This is a genomic window from Streptomyces sp. KR80 (genome assembly GCF_052245555.1).
Taxonomy (GTDB): Bacteria; Actinomycetota; Actinomycetes; order Streptomycetales; family Streptomycetaceae; genus Streptomyces.
This window is the reverse complement of record NZ_JBQQCD010000014.1, coordinates 160002-185190: the sequence shown is the minus strand read 5'-3', so window position 1 is coordinate 185190 and position 25189 is coordinate 160002. Positions and strand designations below refer to the sequence as shown.

General features: G+C 69.9%; 21 protein-coding genes and 3 pseudogenes. 13 read left to right on the top strand and 11 right to left on the bottom strand.

Annotated features, from left to right (window positions below; translation table 11 throughout):
* Positions 1-796 (top strand): annotated as a pseudogene (locus ACTWQI_RS20545) (glycosyl transferase); the annotation flags it as partial.
* Positions 793-2724 (top strand): galactose oxidase-like domain-containing protein, encoded by a 1932-nt coding sequence (locus ACTWQI_RS20540; protein ID WP_443272439.1) that lies wholly within the window; start codon positions 793-795, stop codon positions 2722-2724. The pseudogene ACTWQI_RS20545 and the gene ACTWQI_RS20540, both read left to right, overlap by 4 nt.
* Positions 2725-2817: 93 nt before the next feature.
* Here ACTWQI_RS20540 and ACTWQI_RS20535 read toward each other — a convergent pair whose 3' ends face one another.
* The 6 genes from ACTWQI_RS20535 to ACTWQI_RS20510 form a co-directional block, all read right to left on the bottom strand.
* On the bottom strand, positions 2818-3855 hold the full coding sequence (locus ACTWQI_RS20535) for a glycoside hydrolase family 6 protein (RefSeq protein ID WP_443272456.1): 1038 nt from the start codon (positions 3853-3855) through the stop codon (positions 2818-2820).
* 247 nt (positions 3856-4102) lie between these two features.
* Positions 4103-4783 (bottom strand): class F sortase, encoded by a 681-nt coding sequence (locus tag ACTWQI_RS20530; RefSeq protein ID WP_443272437.1) that lies wholly within the window; start codon positions 4781-4783, stop codon positions 4103-4105.
* A gap of 11 nt (positions 4784-4794) precedes the next feature.
* Positions 4795-5541 (bottom strand): hypothetical protein, encoded by a 747-nt coding sequence (locus ACTWQI_RS20525; RefSeq protein WP_443272435.1) that lies wholly within the window; start codon positions 5539-5541, stop codon positions 4795-4797.
* A 153-nt stretch (positions 5542-5694) separates the two neighbouring features.
* The gene (locus ACTWQI_RS20520) at positions 5695-6474 is read right to left on the bottom strand and encodes an HAD-IIA family hydrolase (protein WP_443272434.1); all 780 of its coding nucleotides are present in this window, start codon (positions 6472-6474) and stop codon (positions 5695-5697) included.
* 334 nt (positions 6475-6808) lie between these two features.
* Positions 6809-7669, bottom strand: coding sequence for a hypothetical protein (locus ACTWQI_RS20515; protein ID WP_443272432.1), 861 nt, complete (start codon positions 7667-7669; stop codon positions 6809-6811).
* A gap of 146 nt (positions 7670-7815) precedes the next feature.
* Positions 7816-9228 (bottom strand): ROK family transcriptional regulator, encoded by a 1413-nt coding sequence (locus tag ACTWQI_RS20510; protein WP_443272431.1) that lies wholly within the window; start codon positions 9226-9228, stop codon positions 7816-7818.
* Positions 9229-9284: 56 nt separating this feature from the next.
* Between ACTWQI_RS20510 and ACTWQI_RS20505 the strand changes: the two genes are divergently transcribed.
* Complete coding sequence (locus ACTWQI_RS20505; protein ID WP_443272429.1) at positions 9285-10445, top strand: Gfo/Idh/MocA family protein; 1161 nt, start codon at positions 9285-9287, stop codon at positions 10443-10445.
* Between the two features lie 236 nt (positions 10446-10681).
* On the top strand, positions 10682-11155 hold the full coding sequence (locus tag ACTWQI_RS20500) for a heme-degrading domain-containing protein (protein ID WP_443272455.1): 474 nt from the start codon (positions 10682-10684) through the stop codon (positions 11153-11155).
* Positions 11156-11196: 41 nt separating this feature from the next.
* Here the strand turns inward: ACTWQI_RS20500 and ACTWQI_RS20495 are convergent, their stop codons facing one another.
* Both ACTWQI_RS20495 and ACTWQI_RS20490 read right to left on the bottom strand, forming a co-directional pair.
* Positions 11197-12054 (bottom strand): fumarylacetoacetate hydrolase family protein, encoded by an 858-nt coding sequence (locus ACTWQI_RS20495; protein WP_443272454.1) that lies wholly within the window; start codon positions 12052-12054, stop codon positions 11197-11199.
* A 194-nt stretch (positions 12055-12248) separates the two neighbouring features.
* The gene (locus ACTWQI_RS20490; protein WP_443272428.1) at positions 12249-13040 is read right to left on the bottom strand and encodes a class E sortase; all 792 of its coding nucleotides are present in this window, start codon (positions 13038-13040) and stop codon (positions 12249-12251) included.
* Between the two features lie 124 nt (positions 13041-13164).
* Here ACTWQI_RS20490 and ACTWQI_RS20485 point away from each other — a divergent pair, with 124 nt between their 5' ends.
* The 5 genes and pseudogenes from ACTWQI_RS20485 to ACTWQI_RS20465 all read left to right on the top strand — a co-directional run.
* On the top strand, positions 13165-14166 hold the full coding sequence (locus ACTWQI_RS20485; protein ID WP_443272427.1) for an SEC-C domain-containing protein: 1002 nt from the start codon (positions 13165-13167) through the stop codon (positions 14164-14166).
* 140 nt (positions 14167-14306) lie between these two features.
* Positions 14307-14789, top strand: a complete 483-nt coding sequence (locus ACTWQI_RS20480) for an OsmC family protein (RefSeq protein ID WP_443272426.1) — start codon at positions 14307-14309, stop codon at positions 14787-14789.
* 361 nt (positions 14790-15150) lie between these two features.
* Positions 15151-15354, top strand: a complete 204-nt coding sequence (locus ACTWQI_RS20475) for a hypothetical protein (RefSeq protein ID WP_443272425.1) — start codon at positions 15151-15153, stop codon at positions 15352-15354.
* Between the two features lie 6 nt (positions 15355-15360).
* The gene (locus ACTWQI_RS20470) at positions 15361-15897 is read left to right on the top strand and encodes a DUF6879 family protein (RefSeq protein WP_443272423.1); all 537 of its coding nucleotides are present in this window, start codon (positions 15361-15363) and stop codon (positions 15895-15897) included.
* Positions 15894-16226, top strand: a pseudogene (locus ACTWQI_RS20465) (helix-turn-helix domain-containing protein); the annotation flags it as partial. The gene ACTWQI_RS20470 and the pseudogene ACTWQI_RS20465, both read left to right, overlap by 4 nt.
* A 166-nt stretch (positions 16227-16392) precedes the next feature.
* Here ACTWQI_RS20465 and ACTWQI_RS20460 read toward each other — a convergent pair.
* Positions 16393-16767 carry a hypothetical protein gene (locus ACTWQI_RS20460; RefSeq protein WP_443272421.1) on the bottom strand — a complete coding sequence of 125 codons (375 nt, stop codon included), beginning with the start codon at positions 16765-16767 and terminating at the stop codon, positions 16393-16395.
* 369 nt (positions 16768-17136) lie between these two features.
* Positions 17137-18534 (bottom strand): D-alanyl-D-alanine carboxypeptidase/D-alanyl-D-alanine endopeptidase, encoded by a 1398-nt coding sequence (gene dacB / locus ACTWQI_RS20455; protein ID WP_443272420.1) that lies wholly within the window; start codon positions 18532-18534, stop codon positions 17137-17139.
* 616 nt (positions 18535-19150) lie between these two features.
* Between dacB and ACTWQI_RS20450 the strand changes: the two are divergent.
* The 3 genes and pseudogenes from ACTWQI_RS20450 to ACTWQI_RS20440 all read left to right on the top strand — a co-directional run bounded on the left by ACTWQI_RS20450 (position 19151) and on the right by ACTWQI_RS20440 (position 21703).
* A pseudogene (locus ACTWQI_RS20450) lies at positions 19151-19674 on the top strand (DUF1203 domain-containing protein).
* 187 nt (positions 19675-19861) lie between these two features.
* Positions 19862-20362, top strand: a complete 501-nt coding sequence (locus ACTWQI_RS20445) for a hypothetical protein (protein ID WP_443272418.1) — start codon at positions 19862-19864, stop codon at positions 20360-20362.
* 339 nt (positions 20363-20701) lie between these two features.
* Positions 20702-21703, top strand: coding sequence for a CHRD domain-containing protein (locus ACTWQI_RS20440; RefSeq protein WP_443272416.1), 1002 nt, complete (start codon positions 20702-20704; stop codon positions 21701-21703).
* Positions 21704-21819: 116 nt separating this feature from the next.
* On the opposite strand, the gene ACTWQI_RS20435 is transcribed toward ACTWQI_RS20440, so the two are convergent.
* Positions 21820-23202, bottom strand: coding sequence for a DUF445 domain-containing protein (locus ACTWQI_RS20435; RefSeq protein ID WP_443272415.1), 1383 nt, complete (start codon positions 23200-23202; stop codon positions 21820-21822).
* A 280-nt stretch (positions 23203-23482) separates the two neighbouring features.
* Here ACTWQI_RS20435 and ACTWQI_RS20430 point away from each other — a divergent pair, with 280 nt between their 5' ends.
* Positions 23483-24790 (top strand): SGNH/GDSL hydrolase family protein, encoded by a 1308-nt coding sequence (locus ACTWQI_RS20430; protein ID WP_443272413.1) that lies wholly within the window; start codon positions 23483-23485, stop codon positions 24788-24790.
* The last annotated feature ends 399 nt before the right edge of the window (positions 24791-25189 follow it).

Here is a 25189-nt window from a genome sequence, read left to right as displayed (position 1 = left end):
CGCCTGGACCGACTTCTTCACCCAACAACTCCGCTGGTCCCGCGGCACCTACGAAACCATCCTCAAACAGTTCTGGAAGGCACCCTTCACCCTGCCACCCGGAAAACTCTTCAACTACACCCTGATGGTGATCTTCTATCCCATCTCCGCCATGAACTGGATTCTGGCGGCGCTCAGTTGTGCGCTCTTCCTCGGATTCGGCGCATCGGGTGTCCAGATCGACCCGGCCATCTGGATGATGCTCTACGGCAATGCCTCCGCGCTGCAGATCGGGCTGTACGTCTGGAACCGGCGGCACAACGTCTCCCCGCACGAACCCGAAGGCTCCGGCGGCGTGGCCGGCATGGTGATGTCCGCGCTGTCGGCCCCCATCTACGCCCGCTCCCTCATGGACGCGGTGCTGCGCCGCAAGAGCAAGTTCGTCGTGACGCCCAAGGGCGACTCGTCCAGCCCCGACACCCTCTTCGGGACCTTCCGCATCCATCTGTTCTTCCTGCTGGTCTTCGGCGGCTCCCTCGTCTCCTCCTTCTACTTCGGCCACAGCCATCCGGCGATGATCGTCTGGGCCTCACTGGCGCTGATCATCACGGTGTCACCGATCCTCGCCTGGTCCTGGACCACGCGCCAGGAGAAGCGGAAGAAGACGGACGACTCTCAGGACGGCAGCGGCTCTCAGGACTGCGGCGGCTCTCCCGACGACCGGAATCCCGCGGACACGATGACTCTGAAGCAGCCCTCCTGGGCACAGACCACCGACGAGACCCTGCAGATCGCCCTGGGGGGACGTAAGACATGAAGTACCGTCCGAGCCGCCGCACCCGCCGCCTGGCGATCGGTGCGGCGGCGGTACTCGTGCTGACCGGCATGAACGGGCCTGCGCTCTACCGCTTCAGCACCGCGAAGTACCACACGTACAAGATCAACCAGCCCGAGTACAAGGCGGAGAACGGCTACTGGGAGCTGCTGGACGTCCCGGATGAGTACCGGATCAACGCGATCCACGCGGCCCTGCTGCACACCGGCAAGGTCCTGCTGATCGCCGGCTCCGGCAACAACGCCAAGATGTTCGCCTCGAAGACGTTCCGCTCGGTCCTCTGGGATCCGAAGACGAACACCTTCAAGAACATTCCCACGCCCAAGGACATGTTCTGCGCCGGGCACACTCAACTTCCCGACGGCAAGCTGCTGGTGGCGGGCGGCACCCGGCGCTACGAGAAGCTGAAGGGCGACATCAAGAAGGCCGGCGGCCTGATGATCGTCAAGAACGAGAGCCCCGACAAGCCCAAGACCTTTCCCGCGGGCACGCTCTTCACTGGAAAGCGGAACGGCAAGACCTTCGAGTCCAAGGACAACCTCCTCGTCCCGCGCGCCAAGAAGACGGTCGACCCGCTCACCGGCCAGGTCACCGTCACCGCCAGCGAGGCCCGCGTCTATGTGGAGGCCCGAAAGGAGGGAAAGCGGTACAGCACCGGTGACACCGACAACTACCGTATCCAGGGCCTCAAGGGCGCCGATGTCAAAAACCTCTACGGCATCGCCAACAAGCTCTCGTTCGACAAGAAGGATTTCCAAGGCATCAAGGACGCCTACGAGTTCGATCCGGTGGCCGAGCGATACATCCGCGTCGACCCCATGCACGAGGCCCGCTGGTATCCGACGCTGACGACGCTGGCGGACGGCAGGGTCCTCTCGGTGTCCGGCCTGGACGACATCGGTCAGGTCGTCCCGGGCAAGAACGAGGTCTACGACCCGAAGACCAAGAAGTGGTCCTACCTGCCGCAACAGCGTTTCTTCCCCACCTATCCGGCGCTGTTCCTCATCGACGGCGGCAAGCTCTTCTACACCGGCTCCAACGCCGGCTACGGACCTGCCGACAAGGGCCGCAAGCCCGGCATCTGGGATGTGGAGACCAACGAGTTCGACGTGGTGCCGGGCATGAGTGACCCGAACATCCTCGAGACCTCGATGTCCGTCATGCTGCCGCCCGCCCAGTCCCAGAAGTTCATGGTGATCGGCGGCGGCGGGGTCGGCGAATCCGAGAAGTCCAGCGAGAAGACCCGCATCGTCGACCTCACCACCAAGGACCCGCGCTTCAAAAACAGCGCGCCCCTCTCCGAAGGCACCCGTTACCCCGGCGGCTCGATCCTCCCGGACGACACGGTGTTCGTCTCCGGCGGCTCGGGCGACTACCGCGGCCGCAGCGGCAGCAACATCCTCAAGGCGCAGATCTACGACCCGAAGGCGGACACCTTCCGCCGGGTCGCGGACCCCACCGTCGGCCGCAACTACCACTCCGGCACGCTCCTGCTGCCGGACGGCCGGATCATGATCTTCGGCTCGGACTCGCTCTTCTCCGACGACGCCAACACCAAGCCCGGCGTCTTCGAACAGCGCATCGAGATCTACACGCCGCCGTATCTCTACCGGAAGTACCGGCCGAGCCTCGGCTCCGGGCCGGAACGGATCTCCCGCGGCGCCACGGCCACGTATCGGACGCGGCACGCCGCCGCCATCAAGAACGCCCGGCTGATCCGCCCGAGTGCCGTCACTCATGTCACCGACATCGACCAGCGCTCGATCGCGCTCGACCTCAAGACGACCGCGGACGGCGTTACCGTGACGATCCCCAAGGACCGCTCACTGGTCCCCTCCGGCTGGTACATGCTCTTCGTCACCGACGCCCAGGGAACACCGTCCAAGGGCACCTGGGTCGAGGTGCCGTAAAAACGTCGGCGGGAGAGCCGCCGACGCACGCGAGGGGGCCGGGGCCTCCGACCCGAACCCCGGCCGGGCCGCTTGCGGCGAGCGCCTCCGGCCTCAGCGGCGAGCGTTCCGCGCCAGCTCCAGCGCGTACTCCGGCCACCACCGACCCGCGTCAGGGCCCCCCTTGCAGTTGCCGTCCGACTCCCCCGGCCGCTTGATCCACAGATACGCGTCGACCAGCTCGTCCCCGGTGTTCGTCGTCGGCGGCTCGCCGAGCGCCCGGCCCGGCGGATTGCACCACGCCTGCGGGTCCTCATGCCCCGGCGCCGGGCCGTTGCCGTTGCGGCTGGTGTCGATGACGAACGGCTTGCCGCCGACCATCGCCGACAGCTTCTTGCCGTACTCCGTGTTCTCGGCGGTCGTCTGGTAGTTGGAGGTGTTGAGCGCGAAACCGTCGGTCTTGTCGATGGCCGCCCGTTTCAGGGGCTCGACCATCCGTCCGGGGTCGGTGATCCAGTGCGGGTTGCCCGCGTCCAGATAGACCTTGGTGTTCGGCAGCGCCTTCAGTTTGTCCACGGCCTCAGTCAGCAGAGCGAACCGCTCCTCGTGGAACTGTGCGGGCGTGCAGCCGTCCTCCACGTGCGGCAGGGCGTCCGGCTCCAGGATGACCGTGGCGCGCCGGTCGCCGATGCCCTTGACGGCCTTGCCCAGCCAATCGCGGTACGCGTTCCCGTCCGCCGCCCCGCCCTTCGAGTACTGGCCGCAGTCGCGGTGCGGAATGTTGTACAGGACCAGCAGCGCCTCGCGGTCGGCCTTCTCGGCGGCCTGGGTGAAACCGGCGGTCTGGCCCTCCGGATCCTCGACGCCGATCCACTCCGCGACCGGCTGCGCGGAGATCCGCTCGATCAGCCGTGCCTCCTCCTCGCGCCCGTCCTCGCGGTAAGCGGCGGCCTGCTCGGCCGCGCTGCCGTCCGGGTTCACCCAGTACGGCGCCCTGGACTTGGGCTGCTGTCCGCCGGAGTGCACGTCGTCCTCGGTGTCCGACGAGGAGAAACAGCCCGACAACATGAGAAGGGCCCCTGCCGCTGCCGCCCCCGCCTTCAGTCGCATGCGCGCAGACCCGGGCCCGCGGCCGGTGTAACTGCCGTACATCCACTCCCCTTTGGCTCCCTGGGCGGCGGCATCGGCGACTGGTGCCGCTGCTCCCGAGCCCTGGGACAAGTCCGGTCGAATCCATCCTGGCACAGCGGGCCGACACCGCACGAGACCGGTCGACCTTCGTCGAGCGGGTGTACCGGGCAGCCATCCGGCACGGATCCGGACAGAGATCCCGACACAGGTCACAGCACAGATCACAGGAAACGTCACTGCACTGACGACGGCACACCCCGCGGCGCGTTCACGCCGTACGGGAGCGCGTCGGCACGCCCGTGAGATACGCCGAAACCACGACGTTCGCCCTGGAGGCGCCGCGCTCCCGGCCGCCACCGCCCCCAGAGGTGATCAGCCGCAACTCGGCCCGGTCCGCCACATGCGGGCCGTAGACCCGCCGAGGATCGAAGCGCTCCTGCCCGACGACCTCGATCGCCTCCACGATGAACTCCGCGACCGAACCGTCGTCCCGCGCGACCCGGATGCGCTCGCCCGGCTCGGCATGGGCCAGCCGGAAGAAGACCGCCGGCCGGGAGTCCCGGTCGACATGGCCGATCAGGACGGCCGTACCGGCGGTGCCCGGTGCCGGGCCGCCGCCGAACCATCCGACGACACCCGAGGCGTCGTACGGCGGCGGGTCGACGCCACCGGCCAGGTCGAGGCCGCGCTCGACGACCTTGGCCCGTACCCCCAGCGAGGGGATCTCGATCCGTACGGGCCGGGCCTCCGCCAGCGGGGCGTGCTCCTGAGGAAGGACCGCTCGGGCCGGACGGGCGACGGCCGCCACATCACGGGTCGTCGGCGCCGCGCTGCCGTGGCCGTCGGTGATCTCGACTCCCCACCCCCAGATCCCGAGCAGAACCGCCGCCCAGGTCAGGCCCACGCCCAGCTGTCCCGCTCTCCGGCGGCGGTGGTGGTCGGCGGACACCGCCGGCCGCCTCAGTCGCCTGCCGAGCCGGCCCGACGGCGGCGCAGCGCGATTCCCGCCACGGCGACGCCCGCACCGGTCATGAGGCCGGCCGCGACGACGACATGGACGAGGCCAGGCCCGTCCTCCTTCTGCGCGGCCTTCGCTGCGAGGGCGACGTTCCCGCCGCCATCGGCCCGAGCGGACGCGCCGGCGGTGCCGGGCCCGGGGATGACGGTCATCATGCCCTCGATGCCGCAGTCGCTCTTGATCCGGTATTCGCCGGGTGCCGTGGTGGAGCGAATCTTCGCCTCGGCGGCGAAGGAGCTGCCGCCCTCGGAGACGAGCCGGGCGTCGTCGACGAACGCCGGGGAGCGCGCCGTGAGTTGGGCGTCCTGGTCGCGCTTGCAGCCGTGGACGCGGATCTGGACCTCGTGGCCGGCCGCGACCGCCGAGGGAGTGACCTTGAGTGAGCCCGAAGAGGAGGAGGTTTCGGCGCCGAGAACGTCCTCGCCGTCCCGTCCGTCCTTCGCATACGGCGGGGCGGTCGAGGTGGCACTGATGTCGATGAAGGGGAAGTCGGTGGGGCTGAGTCTGCTCGGTAGCGCACTCGGCGTCGAGGAGTCGCCCTCCGCCGAGCCGGGGACGTCGCTCCGGGGACTGACGTCATCGGCGTGGGCGGGCAGAGCGGCCGTCGAGCACAGGGCGACGGTCGCGACGGTCACGGCAGCGCGGCAGGACAGACGGGTGAGCCTGGAAGACCGGACAGAGCCCATCATGGAACCTCCTCTCCAGAAGGTTCCGCCCCGTCAGGGTCCCCTGCATCCGGAACGTTCCGGTATTGCTCCGTTCGATGAAGGCGGTTGAAGGGTCCACGGGCCCTGAGCGCAAGCCCCGTCGACCGTGTGCTCAGGCCCGGTACGGCCCGGTGCTCAGACCCGGTCGACGAGATCCGCGATCGAGTCCGCGACGGTGGACGGCCGGAACGGGAAGCGTTCGACCTCTTCGGGCTTCGTGAGCCCGGTGAGCACCAGGAAGGTCTCCATTCCGGCCTCCAGACCCGCCAGGACGTCGGTGTCCATCCGGTCGCCGATCATGGCGCTGGTCTCGGAGTGCGCCCCGATCGCGTTGAGCCCGGCCCGCATCATCAGCGGGTTCGGCTTTCCGACGAAGTACGGGTCGCGGCCGGTCGCCTTGGTGATCAGCGCGGCGACCGAACCGGTGGCGGGTAGTGCGCCCTCCGCGGACGGACCCGTTTCGTCCGGGTTGGTGGCGATGAAGCGGGCACCGTTGTTGATCAGCCGGATGGCCTTGGTGAGCGACTCGAAGCTGTAGGTACGGGTCTCGCCGAGCACGACGTAGTCCGGTTCGGCGTCGGTGAGGATGTAGCCGATGTCGTGCAGGGCGGTGGTGAGGCCGGCCTCGCCGATGACATACGCCGTGCCGCCGGGCCGCTGGTCGTCCAGGAACTGCGCGGTGGCGAGCGCGCTGGTCCAGATGTGATCGACGGGCACGTCCAGGCCCATGCGGGACAGCCGGGCGTGCAGATCACGCGGAGTGTAGATGGAGTTGTTGGTCAGGACGAGAAACGGCTTTCCGGACTCGCGGAGCCGCTTGATGAAGGCATCGGCACCCGGGATCGGAATGCCCTCGTGGATCAGGACGCCATCCATGTCGGTGAGCCAGGACTCGATCGGCTTGCGCTCCGCCACTGGACTGTCTCCGCTCTGCGTGGCCGAATGTTCGAGATTCAGCCTAACGGGGGGCGGACGTGGACGACCCCGACCGTCCACAGCCCGGATGATCAACCGATCCCGAGGTCGTCGACCCACCGACGTCGCTCGCTGCCGGGGCCTTTCAAGCCCCGGTGTCACCTTGGGCTTCCGGACGGCTACTGCCCCGGTGCACCAGTCCTGGAAGACGTGATCTCCCATGTCCTGCGGGCGCGTTGACGCACGCCCCCACCGGCGGAGACATGGGAGGCCGCGCCGTACGCCTCTGCGCGCCCGCCAAGTGCTGTACGAACTCGGCGCGTTCGAGCCCGCCTCAGCGGGCGCGGCGACGGGCGGCGATGACGAGGGCCGCCCCGCCCAGGAAACACGCCCCCGCCACGCCCGCGAACCAGAGCAGCACCTTTTCGCCGGTGCTGGCGAGTGCATCCGACTCAGGGGCGGGGAGCGGCCGCTGCGGCGACTCTCCCGGAGCCCGCCCTCGTGAGCTCTGGCCAGGGTCCGGCTTCGGCCGTTCCTTCCCCTCCTTGCCCGCGCCCGGCTGATGCCGGGGCTGATCGCCGTCTCCGGCGCCGCCGCGGATGTCGAACTCGTAGTCGTTGGATGCGCCGAGCCAGTCGCCGTCGTCGTCACGGCGCTGCACGGTGGCGATCTTGGCCGTCACCCGGTTCTCGCCGGTCCCTGCCGAGAACCGCATCCGCACCTTCACGGTGAGGTGCTTGTGCGCCCGCACGGCGAATCCCTTGAAGCCGTCACCGTCGAACACGCCGATCTGCTCGTCCTGGTCGGTGGTCTCGAAGGCGACGGGCCGCCACTTCCGGCCCGTCTCCTCGTAGAACTCGAGGCCGATCCGTTCCTTGGTGAGTCCGCGCTCGCGGTCGACCAGCACGACGACAGGGTGAATGCGGCGGCAGTCCGCGGAGGTGGTGTTGCGCAGGTCGAGGTTCCAGGTCTGCCAGCCGCCGCCCGGAGCGTAGGTGTCGGGGCCGCCGTGGATCTTGGCCTCGATGGGGAAGTCCGTGCTGGCCGGGTCACCGCAGTACGGCGCGTGGGCGCGGGTGTCCGCGACAGGGGGCGGAGGAACCGCGGCGGCGGGAAGGACCGGTCCGAAGAGCAGGTGGGCGGGGATGGTCGTGGCGGTGGCGGCTCCGGCGACGACGGCTGTGCTCAGACGCATGAGGGGACCTTCGGGGGAACTCGCGGCGGGCGGCTGCGCACCGGCCGGTGTGGGTCGGCCGGTACTCGCAGGACCTTTCCACGCGGGGGCGCCGGACCCGGCGTATGACGGCGGCGGGGCGCGAACCAGCGCCCAAATCCCCCCGATCAGCGTATTTTCGACTCATCCGATGGGGCGCTGATCGGCTTCACGGCTTCGGCGCGCCCGAACAGCGGAGCCAGCACCAGCTGCGCGGCCCCGTGGGCGACCAGCCGGTCGCCGTCTGCTGCGACGGCGACGGGCACGCTGCGCCCGGCGGCCTCCCCCGGCCGGAAGTCCACGGCCCCTCCGGCGTCGGAGCCCGCGCCGGCGATCATGCCGGCGCCCTCGCGCGCCGCCCGCTCACCGAGCACCGCCGCCACACCCCGTACGAACACCTCCGCGTGCGCCAGGGCGACCCGTCCGCCGATCAGGACGCGGTCGATGTCCAGCAGGCCGACGAGATTGGCGGCCCCGGTCCCGAGGACGCGCGCCGCCTCGGCGTTGTCGCCGCGGCCCACGGCGGCCAGGCAGAGCGCCTCGATGCAGCCGCGATTCCCGCAGCCGCACGGCGGTCCGTCCAGCTGGATCACCTGATGCCCGAACTCCCCGGCGGCGGTCCGGCCTCCCCGGTAGAGCGCACCCCCGAGCACCAGTCCAGCCCCGAGCCCCGTTCCGACGTGCAGATACGCGAACGACTCCCCGCGGTCGGCGCCAGACCGCAGGGTGCGCGGCAGGCCGGCAGCCCGGCCGCCGGGCGACGGGAGCGACGGACCGTCGACGCCCGGGGCGGGACCGCCCGCCCCGGGCTCCCCCGCCACGACGCCACCCCGCAGGGCGAGCCCCAGCGCCGCCGCGTTGGTGTCCTTGTCGAGGACGACCGGCAGGCCGAGGCGGGCGGCGAGCGCATCGCGCAGGGGGAAGCCGTCCCACTGCGGCAGCCCGGTGACCCGCCCCAGGATCCCGGTGCGGTGATCGAGCGGCCCGGGACAAGCCACCCCGACGCCGAGCACCGAGCCGGCCGCCGGACCGGCCGGGGCCGTGTCCCGGAGCTCCTGCGCCCCCTGGGTGCCGCGGACCGTTTCTGCCCGCTCGCCCCCCTCACGCGCCTCGTTGGGCCCGGCCCGGAACAGGGCCCGTACCTCCGTGACCACCGTCTCCAGGACGGCCTCGGCCGCCGCCCCGAAGTCGAAGGGCACGGTCCGTACCGCCACGGCCTCCCCGGTCAGATCGGTGAGCACGGCCGTCAGTTCGTCCCGGTCCGCGTGCAGCCCCACCGCGCGTCGCGCGCCGCGGACCAGCCGCAGCACCGTCCGCGGCTTGCCGCCGGTCGAGGCACGGCGTCCCGCCTCCACCGCCAGGCCGTCCGCGCGCAACCGTGCTGTGATCTTGCTGACGGCCTGGGGGGTGAGCCCGGTGCGGTCGGCGATCTCCAGCCTGCTGATGCCGTCCCCGCCCGCGGTGCGCAGCAGATCGAGCACGAGCGCGGCGTTGTGGCTGCGCAGCGCGGGCAGATTGGCCCCGGCGTTTCCCCTCTTCACCCTGCCATTCTCTCCCGCACTTGCGGTTTGGCAACAGCGTTGCTTAAGTGGGTAGCATGACAGGCACAGTCACCGGCACATCCCCGGGTACGGGTGGTTCGGGCTCCTCGCTGCGCGTGGCCCTCGTCGGATACGGCCTCGCGGGCTCCGTCTTCCATGCCCCGCTGATCGCCGCGACCGACGGTCTCGTCCTCGACACGATCGTCACCGCCAACCCCGAGCGCCAGGCGCAGGCCCGCGCCGAGTACCCCGGCGTGCGGCTCGCCGCCTCTCCGGACGAGTTGTGGGAGCGCGCGGGCGCGGGCGGTGCGCACCGTACGGCGGGTCAGGGCAGCGGTGACCCGCTCGATCTGGTCGTCGTCGCGTCCCCCAACCGCACCCATGTGCCGATCAGCACCGACGCCCTCAAGGCCGGCCTCGCGGTCGTCGTGGACAAGCCGATCGCCGGCACCGCCGCGGAGGCGCGCGAGCTGGCGGCCCTCGCCGACGAGCGCGGCCTGCTGCTGTCCGTCTTCCAGAACCGGCGCTGGGACAACGACTTCCGCACCGTCCGCAAGCTCGTCGCGGACGGTGAACTGGGCGAGGTCCAGCGCTTCGAGTCCCGCTTCGAGCGGTGGCGGCCGCAGCTCAAGGGCGGCTGGCGCGAGTCGGGCGATCCGGCCGAGTTCGGGGGTCTCCTCTACGACCTCGGCAGCCACGTCGTCGATCAGGCACTGGTCCTCTTCGGCCCCGCCGTCCGCGTCTACGCCGAGTCCGACGTGCGCCGCCCGGGCGCCCAGACCGACGACGACACCTTCATCGCGATCACGCACGCGAACGGCGTCCGCTCCCATCTGTGGGTCAGCGCCGTCGCGGCCCAGCTCGGCCCCCGCTTCCGGGTCCTGGGCAGCGCCGCGGGCTATGTGAAGTACGGTCTCGACCCGCAGGAGGCCGCCCTCCGGGAAGGGTTGCGGCCTGCGCCCGGCTGGGGCAGCGAGCCGGAGTCCCTCTGGGGGCGGGTGGGCGCGGGAGAGTCGCCGTTGACGGGCGGCGGCACACCGGTCCGTACCCTCCCGGGCGACTACCCTGCGTACTACGCGGGCGTTGCCGCCGCCCTCCGCGACGGGACCGCGCCGCCGGTGACGGCGTACGAGGCGGCGGCGGCCCTGGACGTACTGGAAGCGGCCCGCGTATCGGCACGCGAGGGCCGTGCGGTCACGATCGGAGGGAACGCATGATGTCTCCGGTACCGGCGGACCGAGGGGGTCAGGTCGCCCCTCGTGGCGGCGGGGACAGCGGCACCGGTGCGGCGGGCGCCCCGGCCGAGCCCGAGAATCCGCCCCTGTCCGCGCCCACACCGACACCCGCGTCCGCGCGTGTATCCGCGCCCGAGCACGCCCCTGCTCCCGGCGGGCCGAGCGCGCCGGTCGAGCCCGGCGCCGCCGCGGACCCCGCCGAGGCGGCGGCTGCGCTCATCCCCGAGCTGGAGGCCCAGGAGCGTCGTCTCGTGCTGCGCGGCTTCGCCCACGAAGACGCCTGGCACCTGGGCTCGCTGCTGGTCGAACTCGCCCGGCTGCGCCACGCCCCGGTGGCCGTGGACATCCGCCGCGGTCCGCAGCAGCTCTTCCACTGCGCCCTCCCGCGCTCCTCGGCGGACAACGACGCCTGGATCGACCGCAAGCGGCGGGTGGTGGAGCGCTACGCCGAGAGCTCGTATCTCGTCGGTGCCCGGTTCCGGGCGAAGGGCACGACCTTCGAGGAGTCCTCGCGACTCGACCCCGGCGACTACGCGGCGCACGGCGGATCGTTCCCGATCACGGTCGAGGGCGCGGGCGTCGTCGGATCGGTCACGGTCTCGGGCCTGCCGCAGGCCGAGGACCACGCCCTGGTGGTGGAGGCGCTGGAGCGCTTCATCTCCGTGGGCCGCACGGAGGCCGCGACCCACTGACCCGTCGCCCCGGGGGAGGCCCCGGCCGGGCCGGAAGCCCATTACGCGTCCTTGAGCTCCTGCCGCTGCCGCCCCAGGCCGTCGATCTCCAGCTCCACCACGTCTCCGGCCCGCAGATACGGCTTCGGCTCCGGGTGCCCCATGGCCACGCCCGCAGGCGTCCCGGTGTTGATGACGTCGCCCGGGTACAGCGTCATGAAGTGGCTGAGATAGCGCACGACCTCGCCCACCGGGAAGATCTGCTCCGCTGTCGTGCCCTCCTGCTTGATCTCCCCGTTCACCCAGAGCCGCAGCCGCAGCGCCTGCGGATCCGGCACGTCGTCGGCGGTGACCAGCCACGGTCCCAGCGGGTTGAAGGTCTCGCAGTTCTTGCCCTTGTCCCACTGGCCGCCGCGCTCGATCTGGAATTCCCGCTCCGAGACGTCGTGCGCGATCGTGTACCCGGCGACGTGCCCGAGCGCCTCCTCGGCCGTCTCCAGATACCGGGCCGTCCGGCCGATGACGATCGCGAGCTCGACCTCCCAGTCGGTCTTCACACTGCCGCGCGGCACGAGCACCGTGTCATCCGGCCCGACCACCGTGTCCGGGGCCTTCATGAAGACGATCGGCTCCTCGGGGATGGGCGCACCCGTCTCCCGCGCGTGATCGTGGTAGTTCAGCCCGATGCACACGACCTTGCCGATGCGGCCCACCGGCGGCCCGATCCGCAGCCCCGCGCCATCGAGTACGGGCAGTTCGCCGCCCGCGGCCGCGGACCGTACGCGATCCAGCGCCGCGTCGTCCGAGAGCAGCCCCCCGTCGATGTCCGCGACCACTCCTGACAGGTCCCGCAAGGTTCCGTCCTCGGCGAGCAGCGCCGGGCGTTCCGCCCCCACCGTTCCGACTCGCAGCAGCTTCACAGTCACACTCCCGTGGTCGAGGGTCGGCCCGGCTCCTTTGCCGGGCCGGCCGATGGGTGGGGCCATCGGTCGAGGATTCGGTCGATCCTCCAAGGCTCTGGTCCAGTCTGCAAGACCCTGTTCACGTACTGGACCGTCACGTCACGGGCGCCCGCACGTTCGGCGCGGAGGATTGCGCGCCGAACGCCGAGGACCTACTCGTCCGCACCCCGAACCGCGACGGCCTTCAGCCGCCCCCAGACGACGAGCCGGTACTTGGACGTGTACTCGGGCGTGCAGGTGGTGAGCGTGATGTAGTACCCCCGCTCGCCGAACCCGTACGCCGGCCGCACCGAGCTGCGCGGCACCTCGTCGATCACCGTCTCGTCGGTCGCCGACGTCTGCGGCAGCACCCGCTCGACCGCGTAGGTGAAGCGCCCTTCACGCGTCTCGACGCCGATCTCGTCCCCGTGCCGCAGCCGGTTGACGTACCGGAAGGGCTCCCCATGCGTGTTCCGGTGCCCGGCCACCGCGAAATTCCCGACCTGGCCCGGCTGAGCGGTTCCCGGATAGTGCCCGACGTACCCCCGATTCAGCACCCCGCCCTTACTGACCCCCACCGCAACGGGGGCGACGACGCCGATCCGCGGAATCCGCAGCACCGCGTACGCCTGATCCCACCGCGGCGTCCGCGGCCGGTCCTGCCCGCCGCTGCCCGCATCCCCAGGGGTGCCTGGCCCGTCCGAAGCAGCGCCGCCCGCCTCCCCATCGTCGGACGGCGGATCGCCCCGCGTCCCCCCGTTCCACTCCCGCTCGAGCGCCTGCACCTGCCGCTGCGCACCGGCCCGTGCCTGCCGGTTGGTCCACCAGAGCTGGTGCACGACGAGCAGCAGCACCACGAGTCCCACGGTCACGGCGATCTCGGCGGTGCCCCACAGCCCCCGCGCCAACAGCACCCGCCGCGATAACCCCCGCCGCCGTCGGGCGGTCGGCGTCCACTCCCGCACCGGACCCTCCTTCCGTAGGCCGGCACGATAAGCGCTGCCCCCGCAACTCACCAGGTTCGTACCGCCCTGGAGCGGCCCGAACCGAACGGGACCACTGTCCGCCTCCGGCAGTACGGTGTGGACCATGCCATCCGACACCCCCGCCCACCACGTGTCCGAAGCAGAGCGCCTGGAGCTCGTCGCGGCGCAGTACCCGGAGAGCGGCGAGCAGCTGCTCCTCCAGGCCGCGGCCCATCGGGAAGTGGCCGGCGACCGCGCCGGAGCCACCGCCCTCTACGAACGCCTCCTGACCGGCACCCCCAGGAACCCCCTCCTGATCAAGGCCCTCAAGGCGTCGAACCTCTGGGAGTACGGCCATGAGGCCGAGGCCCGGATCATCATCGACGGCATCCGCGCGGCCGCGCCTCGGGACGCCGCGCCCTGGGAGATCATCGCCGAGGCCCTGGAATCCCACGACGAGCTCCAGGCCGCCCACGACTGCTTCACGACCGGCGCCACCCTCTTGATCGATGGGGACGAGGTCCCGTACGAGGCAGGCCTCCTGCTGGCCGGCCGGCACCGCGTCCGCCGCCTCCTCGGCAGCCCCCACGACGACTGGGACACCCTCGCCGACAGCCTGCATCCGGGCGACATCCCGCTGGACGAACTGCACAACCCCAAGCGCCTGTGGGCCCTCGGCTCGGACAATCCGGCGGAGCTGCGTGCCGAAATCGCCCGCCTCCGCGCGGAGTTGGGCGAGCGTCGCGCGGCTCTGTCCCGACCCTTTCCGGTCGCGGTCCTCCACTGGCCGGAGGAGGAGCTGGCGGAGCTCCTCACCGCCTACCCCTCCCTCGGCTCCGAGTACCCGTCCCACGCCGAACACCTGGTCCGCATAGAGTCCTCCCTCCGCGAGCTGGCCTCCACCGGTGCCCGGAACTTCGGCATCGTCACCGCCACGGTCCCCTCGTACGAGGCGTTCGCCGCCGCCGAGCAGACCTCCCCCAACTCCAGTTCCCTGCTGCCCGAGTACGCCACCTCGCTGGCCGTCCGCGGCCGCGCCACACCGTGGCCACCGCACCGCAACGCCCCGTGCTGGTGCGCCTCCACGCGCCCGTACGAGGACTGCCACGGCACCACCGACCTCTGACCTCAGCCCTTCGAACTCGATCGTTGACCTCTGACCTCGGCCCCTTCGAGCTCGATCGTTTGACCTCCAACAGCTGGCCTTTTGCCCCTTGAGCCCTGACTTCTGACGACATCTGACCTCGCTGAGAGGCGCGCTCACCCATGCCCAGAACTCACCACTACGACGTCTCAGTCACCTGGACGGGCAACCGCGGCACCGGTACGAGCGGCTACCGCGACTTCGCCCGCGACCACGAGGTCACTGCGGCCGGCCTCCCGCCCATCCCCGGCAGCTCCGACCCCGCATTCCGCGGAGACCCCACCCGCTGGAACCCCGAACAGGGCCTCACGGCCTCCCTGTCCCAGTGCCACATGCTGTGGTACCTGCACCTCTGCGCGGTCGCGGGCGTCGTCGTCACCGAGTACGTGGACGACGCGCACGGCACGATGGCGCAAACCGACGACGGCAGCGGCCACTTCACCGAGGTCCTCCTGCGCCCCCGCGTCACAGTCGCTTCCCCGGACATGATCGAAACAGCGATCACCCTCCACAAGACCGCAAACGAGAAGTGCTTCATCGCCAACTCCGTCAACTTCCCGGTCCACCACGAGCCCGTCGTAACGGCAGCGCCCACGGATGCCTGAAGGCTGACGCTCCCGACCCCAGCTACCTGGCATGCGGCGGGGACGGCAGCGTAGGAGCCTTCATCCTCGCTGCGTCTTCCGCCCGCCCAAGGCGATGCCCTCAACCCTGGGATGAGGGCATCGCCCGCAGAGGGTTTCTGCTAGTCGACCATGCCCCAGGACGCGGCAGAAGCCGACCCAGCCCAGCCACGCCTTCATGCATCGCCTGCGGACCACGCTGGTCCGTCCCGACGAGGATGACGAACGCACCTTCACTGGTACCCAAGTAGGACAGCTGACGCGCAATTTGCCGCAACCTACCTGCGGACCTGTGCTGTTGGAAGCATCCTGGACCCCCAACCAGCAGCCAGGAAGGATTCCCATGGCGCTTAGGCTCATCGGTACGACGTCCGAGAACGGCAACTGCCCGACGCTGTATGAGGTTGAAGAGACAGGTGACATCGTCGTACAAGGCGAGCGCCTCACCAACCCCGAGCACGTCGCCGAGCTGCGCGCCGTCAAGGACACTGAGACGTTCGTTGTAATCCCCCGCGAGCTGCTGACCCGTTTCGCACCGAAGGAGTAGAACCGAGTGCGTAACCTGATCCCCTTCGAGGACATCACACACCTCTTCGAGGAGTTCGAGCACACGGCATGGCGCTTGGAGACCCAGCGCGGCTACGCATCCGACCAGCAGAGCCCCAACTGGGATCGATTCCTGCGCGGCGAGCAGTTCGGCTACAACTCCGACAACCCCTGGCATGCGAACGTCCGCAAGCAGACCCAGGACGGCAAGCGATATGAGCGCGTCCGGCTCGTAGACGACCCGCCAACTGAGGGGCAGCGCTTTCTGCTCGCCACGGGCCTCGGCAACGTCGAGGCGGGTGAGGACATCCGGAGTATGCACCGAACCGAGGCTCAGCGGTTGAAGCTGCCGGACTACGACTTCTGGCTGTTCGACTCTCGCTCGCTGGTGAAGTTCGCCATCGACGGCGAGGGCAACACCCTCGGCGTGGAGCTGATCGAGGATCCCGCGCAGGTCCTCGCCGCGTGCCAGGCACGCGATGCAGCCTGGCACTATGCGGTGCCTACGACCGACTTCCAGGCCCAGGTACCTTCGACCGTGTGACCACCGACTACCAGACGGCCCGGGTATCCCTCGGTGCGCGGCTCCGCGAGCTGCGCACCGAGGCCGGGTTGAACGGCAAGGAAATGGCCGGTCGTCTCGGCTGGCAGCCGTCCAAGGTGTCGCGTCTTGAGAACGGCAAGCAGACTGCCATAGCCGCGGACCTGGAAGCCTGGGCGCAGGCCGCGGGTGTTCCGGAGGCCGCCGAGGACCTGACAGCGCGACTCCGCTCGCTCGAGCTGCAGCACCGGTCGTGGCGGCGGCAGCTCGCCGGCGGGTACCGCGGGGTCCAAGAAAAGTACGTCATCGAGTACCGGAACACCGGGACTATCGTTCCGCCTAGGGAACAGCAATGATCACGCAGGGCCACGGGCAGCTTGCGTCCAGGGCCGAGCCACCCGATCCGCATGGAGCGTGACGCCACATCAGAAACCGGAAAGAGAGTCACCGCTCAAGACCGAAGACCCGGCGCCTTAGGGCGTTATCGCGCCCTGCAGATCACCTCTTGACGGTGATACACGGCTTGCGACTGTCGCCCTTGAACTCGGTACATATACGAGTGCCGTGAGGAAACGACTTGTTGACCTTCCACTTGGCCTGATCGAAGTGGTCGGTCACCTGCTTTGCGCGCTTCCAGTTACTCTTCTTCCAGCCCTGACCCGGCTTCTTGACCAGGTACCGCGCCTTTGATCCGGCGTGATGCGGTCGCGAAGTCTTGATCTCCTTCACCTTCAGGCTTTCGCCGATGGCAATCATGCAAACACCGCGTTCCCCGCCCTTGCAATTACTGGCGGTGGCATGCGCCTGCGTTGCGCTGATTGCGAGAAGAGCGATGGTCGATGCGCCCACACCGACGACCTGCGTCATACGCACGACTAATACCTCCCGTTGCCAGCGCGACAAGATCGTCGTGCTGTTATCCCGTTTCTATCACAGCGGAATAACGCCTCATCAAGTTCTTTATGATTCGACTAAGTTGGAGGTCGCCGGGTTATCTGCTGCACGATGAGCTCCTCATTCTCTGACCGTGCAGGTAAGGGCTGCCCGGAACACGACGTGGAATAAGAGGTTCCAAATTGTCGGGGAACAGGAAGCGGCTACGGCGACCCCCCGCGCCACGCAACTGGTCACGCCGGCACGGGGAGTGTCTCGGCCACTGAGCCCGAGCCACGGACGAGACGCTCAGCCCGAAACTGGCGCCGGGTCCCCCTGGGCAGGGCATCCCGGCGCCGTGCACTCTGGCTACGCCCAGCAGCCGTTCACCGTTGCCGCGAGACCGTCCATCGCGTCCTTGATGTCGGCCGGGTTGGCCATGGAGTCGTTCTCCACGAAGGAGAAGACCTTCCACCGCCCGTCCTTGCCCTTCGTCAGACCACTGAGTGCCATGGCGCCGGTCAGGGTCCCGGTCTTGCCGCTGACCTTCCCCACGGCGCACTGGGAGTTCGGGTCGTCGAAGCGGCCCCACTCCGGCCCCAGGGTGCTGCCCGCCTCACCGGAGACCGGGAGGCCGTCGAGGATGGGCCGGAGGGCCTTCTTGTAGCGAGGATCCGTCAGCAGGCCGACGAGGTCCGCGAGGGTGGCGGCCGGGATGCGGTTGGCGCGCGAGAGACCACTGCCGTCGTACAGCGCGAAGTCGTCGAGCTGTACGCCGTAGCGCCGGCTCAGCACCTCGCGTACGACCGTCGTGCCGCCCTCGAAGGTGGCCGGCTGTCCTGCGGCGAGCGCGGTCATACGGAGCAGGGTCTCGGCGATGTTGTTGTCGCTGACCTTGAGCATCCGGCTGACGATCGTGGACAACTTCGGGGAGAGGTGCTGCGCCACCGGTACGTCAGTGGGGCTGGCCTGGCCGCGCGTGACATCGCCGTCCACGGTGACGCCCCGGGCAGCAAGCCGCTTGGCGAAGGCCTGCCCGGCATCCATGGAGGTGTCCATCACACTGTGCCCGTCGACCACGAGGGCGCGCACGGGGGCGATGGTGTAGGGGTAGTAGCCCGCTTTCCAGCCGTTGGCCGGAGTCGGCTCGGGAAAGAGGCTGTCGTCCACGCGGACCTTCACGGACGTGACGCCCGCCGACGTGAGCCCGGCCACTGCGGTCTTCGCGAGCTCGGCCAGGTCGTCCTGGGTCAGGGCGCGGTCACCGCCGCCGACGAGCGTGACGGTGCGGTTGCCGTAGACGACCTTGGTGGTGAACCGGTGGTCGGGGCCCAGCACGGTGAGGGCGGCGGTGGCGGTGGCGAGCTTGGCGTTGGACGCAGGCATCAGGGCGGTCGACGCGTTGTGCCCCCAGATCACCTTGTCGGACGCCGCGTCCAGCACGACGCCGCTGACGTTGGTGCCCAAGCGCTGGTCGTCGACGCGGGTGTTAAGGCGCGCGGCGATCTGCTGGTCGCCGCCGTCGAGCCCGTTGCTCTCCTCCGCGGTCGAGGCGCGAGTCGCCGCCGTGCTCTTGTCGGCCGCAAAGGCCGATGGACCGGCGAACACCGTCCCGGCCACCGGGGCCGCCACGGCGAGGACGAGGGTACGGCGGGCAGCCAGGCTCACCGGCTTGGGCTTACGGTGCCGGCGCCGACCGCCGGAGCCGGTTGTGGGGGCGGGGTCGGCGGACATATCGCGCATCTGCATCTTCCCAGGTGTGGTCATCGAACACTGGCGGGGTGGCACGGGCGGTTTCACCAGTCACAGGAACAACCACACATGGCTCACAGTCCCCCCGAGGGCTTGAGAAGCGCGCACCGCAGCCGCGGACGACCCGTACGTACGACCGTGCCGACCGCGCTGAAGGGCGCACACTTGCCCTGCCGCTCGTCATAACTGCCTGGGAATTGGCGCCGGTTGCCCGCTCGGCGGAACTGGGGCCGGGCGTACGGGGATGCGGGTCGACGGCGGGAGCCCGCGGGCGCAGTGGGTCGAAGATGCCCACCAGGCCGGTGGGGTGGTCTACCGCCCTCCCCCGGTGGGGCGGCAGACCACCACGGCCGCCGGTATCGAAGATCCTCTTCGATGGACGACGATGTGTGTGACGGTAAGGAGCGTCACCCGCCGCGACAACGCCTCAAGTTCTTACGAAACACGAACCAGCTGCGGCCCGAACTCACCACGCAACCACCGCCACCGCACGCCTCGTTCGCATGATGCGGGAGCGGCTACGCTCCCGTCGCGAGCCGACCCGGCCCCGCGCCTGAAGCTCACGGCGGCGGGCAAACTGCACGTCCGAATCCCGCCAGACCACCTCGTCGCATTCGCCGAGGCTGGTCCCATGACAACGCCACACCAGAGAACCCGTACGACGGCTTACGTCCCGAGGCCGATCGACCCCATCACCCTCGGGCAGCTACGCGTCATCGACGACACGGGCCGCGCCGCCGAGCCGTACACCGACACCGAGGGCGGCGCCCCCTCCGCTGCTGCCTGCGGCCGAGCCGGTCCGGTGAGCGGATCGCCCTCGTCTCGTACGCTCCGCTGCGCCGCTGGGCTGTGGAAACGCGAGCCCGGCCGGGGGCCTACGACGAGCAGGGACCGGTGTTCATCCACGCCGAGGCCTGCGAGGGGCCGGCGTCAGAGGCCGACGGCTACCCCTTCGCACGCCCCGGCGCACTGCGCACGCTCCGCCGCTACGCCGCCGACGGCCACATCGTCGGAGGCCGCCTACTGGAGATCCCGCAGGACGCCGACGCCTTCGACCAGGCGCTGGACGGGGCCTTCGCCGATCCGGACGTCGTCCTGGTGCACATACGGGCGGTGGAGTACGGCTGCTTCCACTTCGAGGTCCGCAGGCCATGACGGGAGGGACGGCTTCGCGCCACGGGCTTCCGCCGTGCTCGCCGGACCCGCGGCAAGCGCGACGCGGAACCGAACCCGTCCGGTGTGCCTCCCTGTTCGCGATTCGTAAGGACCTGAGCGATTGTCACGTTCAGAACAGGGCTCCTACGGTGAGACAGCAATTGGACTGGACCACAGAGGAGTTCTCGTGTTGCAGAACCGATTCCGCCGCCTGACCCTCGCCAGCGCCGCGGTCGGAACCCTTCTGGCCGACACCATCGGGGTCGCGTCCGCGGACGCGTCACCCACCAAGGCGACCGAGACCCGTACGGAATGTGTCAAGGACACGGGCGACTACAAGGCCAAGGTCTGTGTGGAGGTCAACGCGACCAACCTGGGCTCCGGCGTGTGGCGGATCAACAGCATCACCGGCACGGTCAGCGACCAAGAGGAGCCCGGACCCGGCGGGACCTTCTGCTTCCTCCTGAACGCCCACAACAAGCGGACGGGCACCACCGCATTTGAAGACGAGTGCGAGTACGACAACGGCGCACCCGTCCTCAAACACAAGGTCAACATGCGCGAAGCAAGCCCCGGCGGGCCCGAGTTCTGGCGCGAGTACACCGGACATGTCCTCTTCGACGTGACCCTCGACGCCGGAGGGTGGAGCCGGCCCGACGTCGGCAGGCCCACTTTGAAGCTCAACTGACTGACCGGCACGACGGGCTCGCGTCGCCGCTCAGCCGGTCGCGGGCCGAACGGGAGATCGGCGTGCAGGCCCGGTAGAAGACGCCATGACCAACGTCCGCCCGCCTCCCCCACCCCTCTCGGCGGGCGGACGTTGCCGTCTCCCGGCCCCGCGGCCCAGCCATCCTCGTAACGATCGGCGCGCTCTCCACACGTCGTCACTGGTGACAGGTCAAGAACGGCGATGTTCACCAGAATTGACTCTTCCGTTTTGAGGCATCCGGACGTGACGGCACGTACGTCCGAGTAGCCGACCGGGACGCGAAGTCGCTCTCGGGATGACGACGGAAGGACGAAGACGATGCGACGGCGCATTCTCACCCTCGCCGCAGCTGCGGTCACCCTGGGAACCGTCGGGGTCTCCCCGGCGCTCGCCCACGGCGAGCACGGTGGACATGGCAGTCACAGCGGCACCGCACGTCCCGGCACGTCGCACAGCGACCACGCCGACAGCGGCAGCGACGGGGCCGACGGCACCGCCACCCCTACGACCCCGGCGCGGGGGCCGTCGGTCTTCCTCACCGCCACCCTCTCCGGTGCCAAGGAGGTGCCCACATCGGGCGGGCCCGCGGTGGACGACCCCGACGGGAAGGCCGTCGCGCTTGTGCACGTCAAGGGCGACCGAGTCGCCTTCGCCCTGCGGTACAAGAACATCGGCGCCCCCACCCTCGGCCACATCCACCAGGGCGAGGCGGGCGCCAACGGGGCTGTGAAGGTTGCCCTCTTCGGCTCCGCGATGCCGGACACGGTTCGCGCTGCCGCGGGACAGGTGTCCGTCACCGACGCCGGGCTGGCCGAGCAGCTCCGTACGAATCCCGCCGGGTTCTACATCAATCTGCACAGCAAGGAGTTCCCGGGCGGAGCCGTCCGCGGACAGCTCCGCCCCCTCCACAAGCCCGTCAATCCGCTCGCCTTCATCAAGGGCGGCAAGATCCGCGCCCTCTCCGACGGCGACCAGGAAGTACCCAAGACCGACACCTCGAAGGTCGGTGACCCCGACGGGCTCGCCCTGACCTTCCTCCGCCCCAAAGGGAGCCGCGTGGACTACTCCCTCGCCTGGGTCAACATCGCCCCGCCCACGCTCGGACACATCCACCAGGGGGAGTTCGGGAAGAACGGCGACGTGCAGTTCAACCTCTTCAACAACCCCGTGCCGCAGAACATCTTCGCCGTGTCCGGGACGCTCACCGACCAGGACCCCGAGGTCGTCGAACGGATCCGCAAGAACCCGTCCGACTATTACTCGAACCTCCACACGACGGAGTTCCCCGACGGAGCGGTGCGCGGTCAACTGTTCCGCTGACCACCGAGGGTTGGCCCGCCTGCCGCCGGGGGCTTCGGTGCCGGCCGCAGGCGGGTTCCGGTCCCGGCGGAGGCGTAGCCGCCGGCGGCTACGTGCCCTGGGCGCATGGCCGGCGGCTATGCGCCCAGCGCCCGCGAGACCGTAAAGATCACCAGGCCCGCCAGCGCACCGACCACCGTGCCGTTGATCCGGATGAACTGCAGATCGCGGCCGATGTTCGCCTCGATCTTCCGCGACGTGTGCTCCGCGTCCCAGGCGGCCACCGTCTCCGTGATCAGGGAGGTGATCTCGTCCCGATACGTCGTCACGATGTGGACCACCGCGTCCTCCAGCCAGCCGTCCACCTTCGCCTGCAGCCGCTCGTCGGAAGCCATCCGCGCCCCCAGCGACAACAGCCCCGCGCGCGTCCGCAGCCGCAACTGGCTGCGCTCGTCCTCGGCCGCCGCCACGACCATCTGGCGCACCGCGCCCCACGCCGAGGCGATCGTCTCCTGTACCTCCTCGCGCCCCAGCATCTCCGCCTTCAACCGCTCGACGCGCCCCCGGGTGTCCGTGTCCGACTGCAGATCCCCCGCGAAGTCGGTGAGGAAGCGGTCGATCGCGCCGCGCGCCGGATGGTCCGGCATGTCGCGCATCTCGGCCATGAAGCGCACCAACTCCTTGTAGACCCGCTCGCCGACCCTCCGGTCGACGAAGCGCGGCGTCCACCCGGGCGCACCGCCGGTGACGGCGCCCATCACCGAGTCCCCGTGCAGAACGAGCCAGTCGTGGGCCCGTACGCACACCAGGTCGACGGCCCGCTTGTGCCCGCCGTCCGCGACGATCCGCTCCAGCATCTTGCCGATGGCCGGACCGACCTCCTGGGCCTCCGCCCGGCGGGTGATCGCCTCGCCGACGACCGCCTGGACGTCGGAGTCCCGCAGTACGGTCAGCGCGCCGCGCAGTGCGGTCGACAGCTCGGCCGTGACCCGGTCGGCGTTCTCCGGCTCACCGAGCCAGCCGCCCAGCCGGCTGCTGATGCCGACGGCCCGCAGGCGCAGCCGTACGACATCCGATGAGAGGAAGTTCTCCCCGACGAAGTCGCCCAGGGTCCGCCCCAGCATGTCCTTCTTCGTCGGGATGATCGCGGTGTGCGGGATGGGCAGGCCCATGGGACGGCGGAACAGGGCGGTCACCGCGAACCAGTCCGCCAGCGCGCCGACCATGCCCGCCTCGGCCGCGGCCGCCACGTACCCCGCCCAGCCGACCCCTTCGCCGGACTGCTGCCACTTGGCCAGCACATACACGACCGCGACCAGCAGGAGCATTCCGGCGGCGATGGACTTCATGCGCCGGACACCGCGCCGCTTCTCCTCGTCCGCGGCGCTGTAGACGAACGCGCCGCGAGGGACGGCGGAAGCGGCCACCCCGGGGCGGGCGGTCTTCACCCCACCGGCTCCACCGGCTCCACCGGCACGATCGTCGGCTTCATCCGCGCTCGTGCGACCGATTCGCTCCACCGTTCGAGCCTTTCCCGAGCCTTCCCCGAGTCCTGTCCGAGCCTTGTCCGAGCCTTGTCCGATGTGACGCACTACCTGACGTACTCCTGGAACGAACCATGAGTTCCCGGCGTCTGAGAGAGCGGAACTCACCCGACCCCCCGCGGGGTACCCCACCGGGCGGCTTCCCGATCATGGGACCATGATGGGTCCGTTGGATCGCGCCGTCACCGTCGCCGGCCGACCGGATGCCTGCCCACCCGGAGCGTTCCGCTCCCCTGTCCGAGGAGACATGCCGAGCATGACCAAGCGACATGGTTATGCCCTGCTCGCCGCGCTCGCGGCAGTGGTGGTTCTCATCTCCACCGCGATATTCATCGGGTTCGGTGACGGTGAGAAGAGGCTGAACGCGGCCCCGGGCAAGCCCCGCGGTTCCGCCGCCCCCGCCTCCGCCGGGAACTGGGTCGGCACGTGGTCCACCTCCCCCGCGGCCGCCGAGCCCAACACGCCCGACGGCTATGCCGGCATGTCGATCCGTAACGTGGTGCACACCAGCATCGGCGGCAGCGGCGCCCGTATCCAGCTCTCCAACGTGTACGGCACCCGGCCGCTGACGATCACCCATGCCTCGCTCGCCGTCGCCGCAGCGCCGAGCTCCCCCACGGCCGCGGCCGGGACGATGCGCCGGCTCACCTTCGCGGGCAATCCGGTCGTGACGATCCCGATCGGCCGGTCGATCCTCAGCGACCCGGCCCGCCTGAACGTGCCCCCCGCCGCCGACCTGCTGGTCACCACGTTCTCACCGACGCCGTCCGGGCCGGTGACGTATCACCCGCACGCCCGCCAGACCTCCTACCTCGCCACCGGCGACCGGACCGAGGACGCCGCTGGCACGGCGTACACCGAGCAGACTCCGTCCTGGCGCTACCTCACCGCCGTGGACGTCCTCACCAGCGAGGCACGCGGCGCGGTCGTCGCCATCGGAGACTCGATCACCGACGGGAGCACCTCGACGGCCGGGGCGAACCGGCGCTGGACCGACTTCCTGGCCGAGCGGCTGCGGTTCGAGCCCGGCGCGCCCCGCTACGGCGTACTCAACCAGGGCATCAGCGGCAACCGCGTGCTCAACGACGGCAGCGAGTTCCCGCCGAACAACCCGAGCGCGCTCAGCCGCGCCGCGCGCGATGTCCTCGGCAGTACGGGCGCCAAGGTCGTCCTCATGGAACTCGGTCTGAACGACATCCTCCGCACCCCGCATGTGACCGACCCGCGGCAGATCACCGACGGGCTGCGGCAGCTGGTGCGCCAGGCCCACACCCGCGGAATGCGCGTCGTCGGCGGCACGTTGACGCCGTTCGGCGGACACCGCGGCTTCACGCCCCAGCTCAACGCCGTACGGGAGCAGGTCAACGCGGAGATCCGGTCCGGCCGGGTCTTCGACGAGGTCGCGGACTTCGACGCGGCGCTGCGCGACCCCACCCACCCGCTGCGGCTGAATCCCCGCTACGACTCCGGTGACCATCTGCACCCGAGCGACGAGGGCTACCGGGCGATGGCCCACACGGTGAACCTCGAGCACCTGAAGGGCTCCGCCCCGGCCGCCCTCTGACGGCCTGCGCGCACCCGTGCGTACGCCTCCCGTGCGTACGCCTGACACGTCGCCCGGCGATACCGCCCGTGGGGCGGAGCGCCAGAGTCCCGCACCACCGCGTAGGCGCTTTACGAACAGCAGCGCCTCCTCGGGCCACACACCCGTGATCGCCTCGGCCACGTCATAGCCCCCAGCTGCGACTCCTCGTCCCCAGAGGGCAGACCTCTTGTCCCCCGGCACCAAAGCCAAGAGCCTAGTCAGGACGAGAACTCCCTGCCATCGGCCGGTCACGCATTGGAGTGGTTTGCCACGGCCATTCGGCCTGTCACAGAGCCGTTACAACTGCGCGCCACCGATCACGTACGGAGCGGCGGATGCGACAGTTCTATACAGGGCCAACCGCGCGAATCGTCCATG

Excerpts from the sequence above, each read along its gene's own strand:
- ACTWQI_RS20540 (WP_443272439.1), top strand. The coding sequence starts at position 793 with ATGAAGTACCGTCCGAGCCGCCGCACCCGCCGCCTGGCGATCGGTGCG.
- ACTWQI_RS20535 (WP_443272456.1), bottom strand. The coding sequence starts at position 3,855 with ATGTACGGCAGTTACACCGGCCGCGGGCCCGGGTCTGCGCGCATGCGA.
- ACTWQI_RS20525 (WP_443272435.1), bottom strand. The coding sequence starts at position 5,541 with ATGATGGGCTCTGTCCGGTCTTCCAGGCTCACCCGTCTGTCCTGCCGC.
- ACTWQI_RS20515 (WP_443272432.1), bottom strand. The coding sequence starts at position 7,669 with ATGCGTCTGAGCACAGCCGTCGTCGCCGGAGCCGCCACCGCCACGACC.
- ACTWQI_RS20505 (WP_443272429.1), top strand. The coding sequence starts at position 9,285 with ATGACAGGCACAGTCACCGGCACATCCCCGGGTACGGGTGGTTCGGGC.
- ACTWQI_RS20485 (WP_443272427.1), top strand. The coding sequence starts at position 13,165 with ATGCCATCCGACACCCCCGCCCACCACGTGTCCGAAGCAGAGCGCCTG.
- ACTWQI_RS20480 (WP_443272426.1), top strand. The coding sequence starts at position 14,307 with ATGCCCAGAACTCACCACTACGACGTCTCAGTCACCTGGACGGGCAAC.
- ACTWQI_RS20475 (WP_443272425.1), top strand. The coding sequence starts at position 15,151 with ATGGCGCTTAGGCTCATCGGTACGACGTCCGAGAACGGCAACTGCCCG.
- dacB (WP_443272420.1), bottom strand. The coding sequence starts at position 18,534 with ATGACCACACCTGGGAAGATGCAGATGCGCGATATGTCCGCCGACCCC.
- ACTWQI_RS20440 (WP_443272416.1), top strand. The coding sequence starts at position 20,702 with ATGCGACGGCGCATTCTCACCCTCGCCGCAGCTGCGGTCACCCTGGGA.
- ACTWQI_RS20430 (WP_443272413.1), top strand. The coding sequence starts at position 23,483 with ATGACCAAGCGACATGGTTATGCCCTGCTCGCCGCGCTCGCGGCAGTG.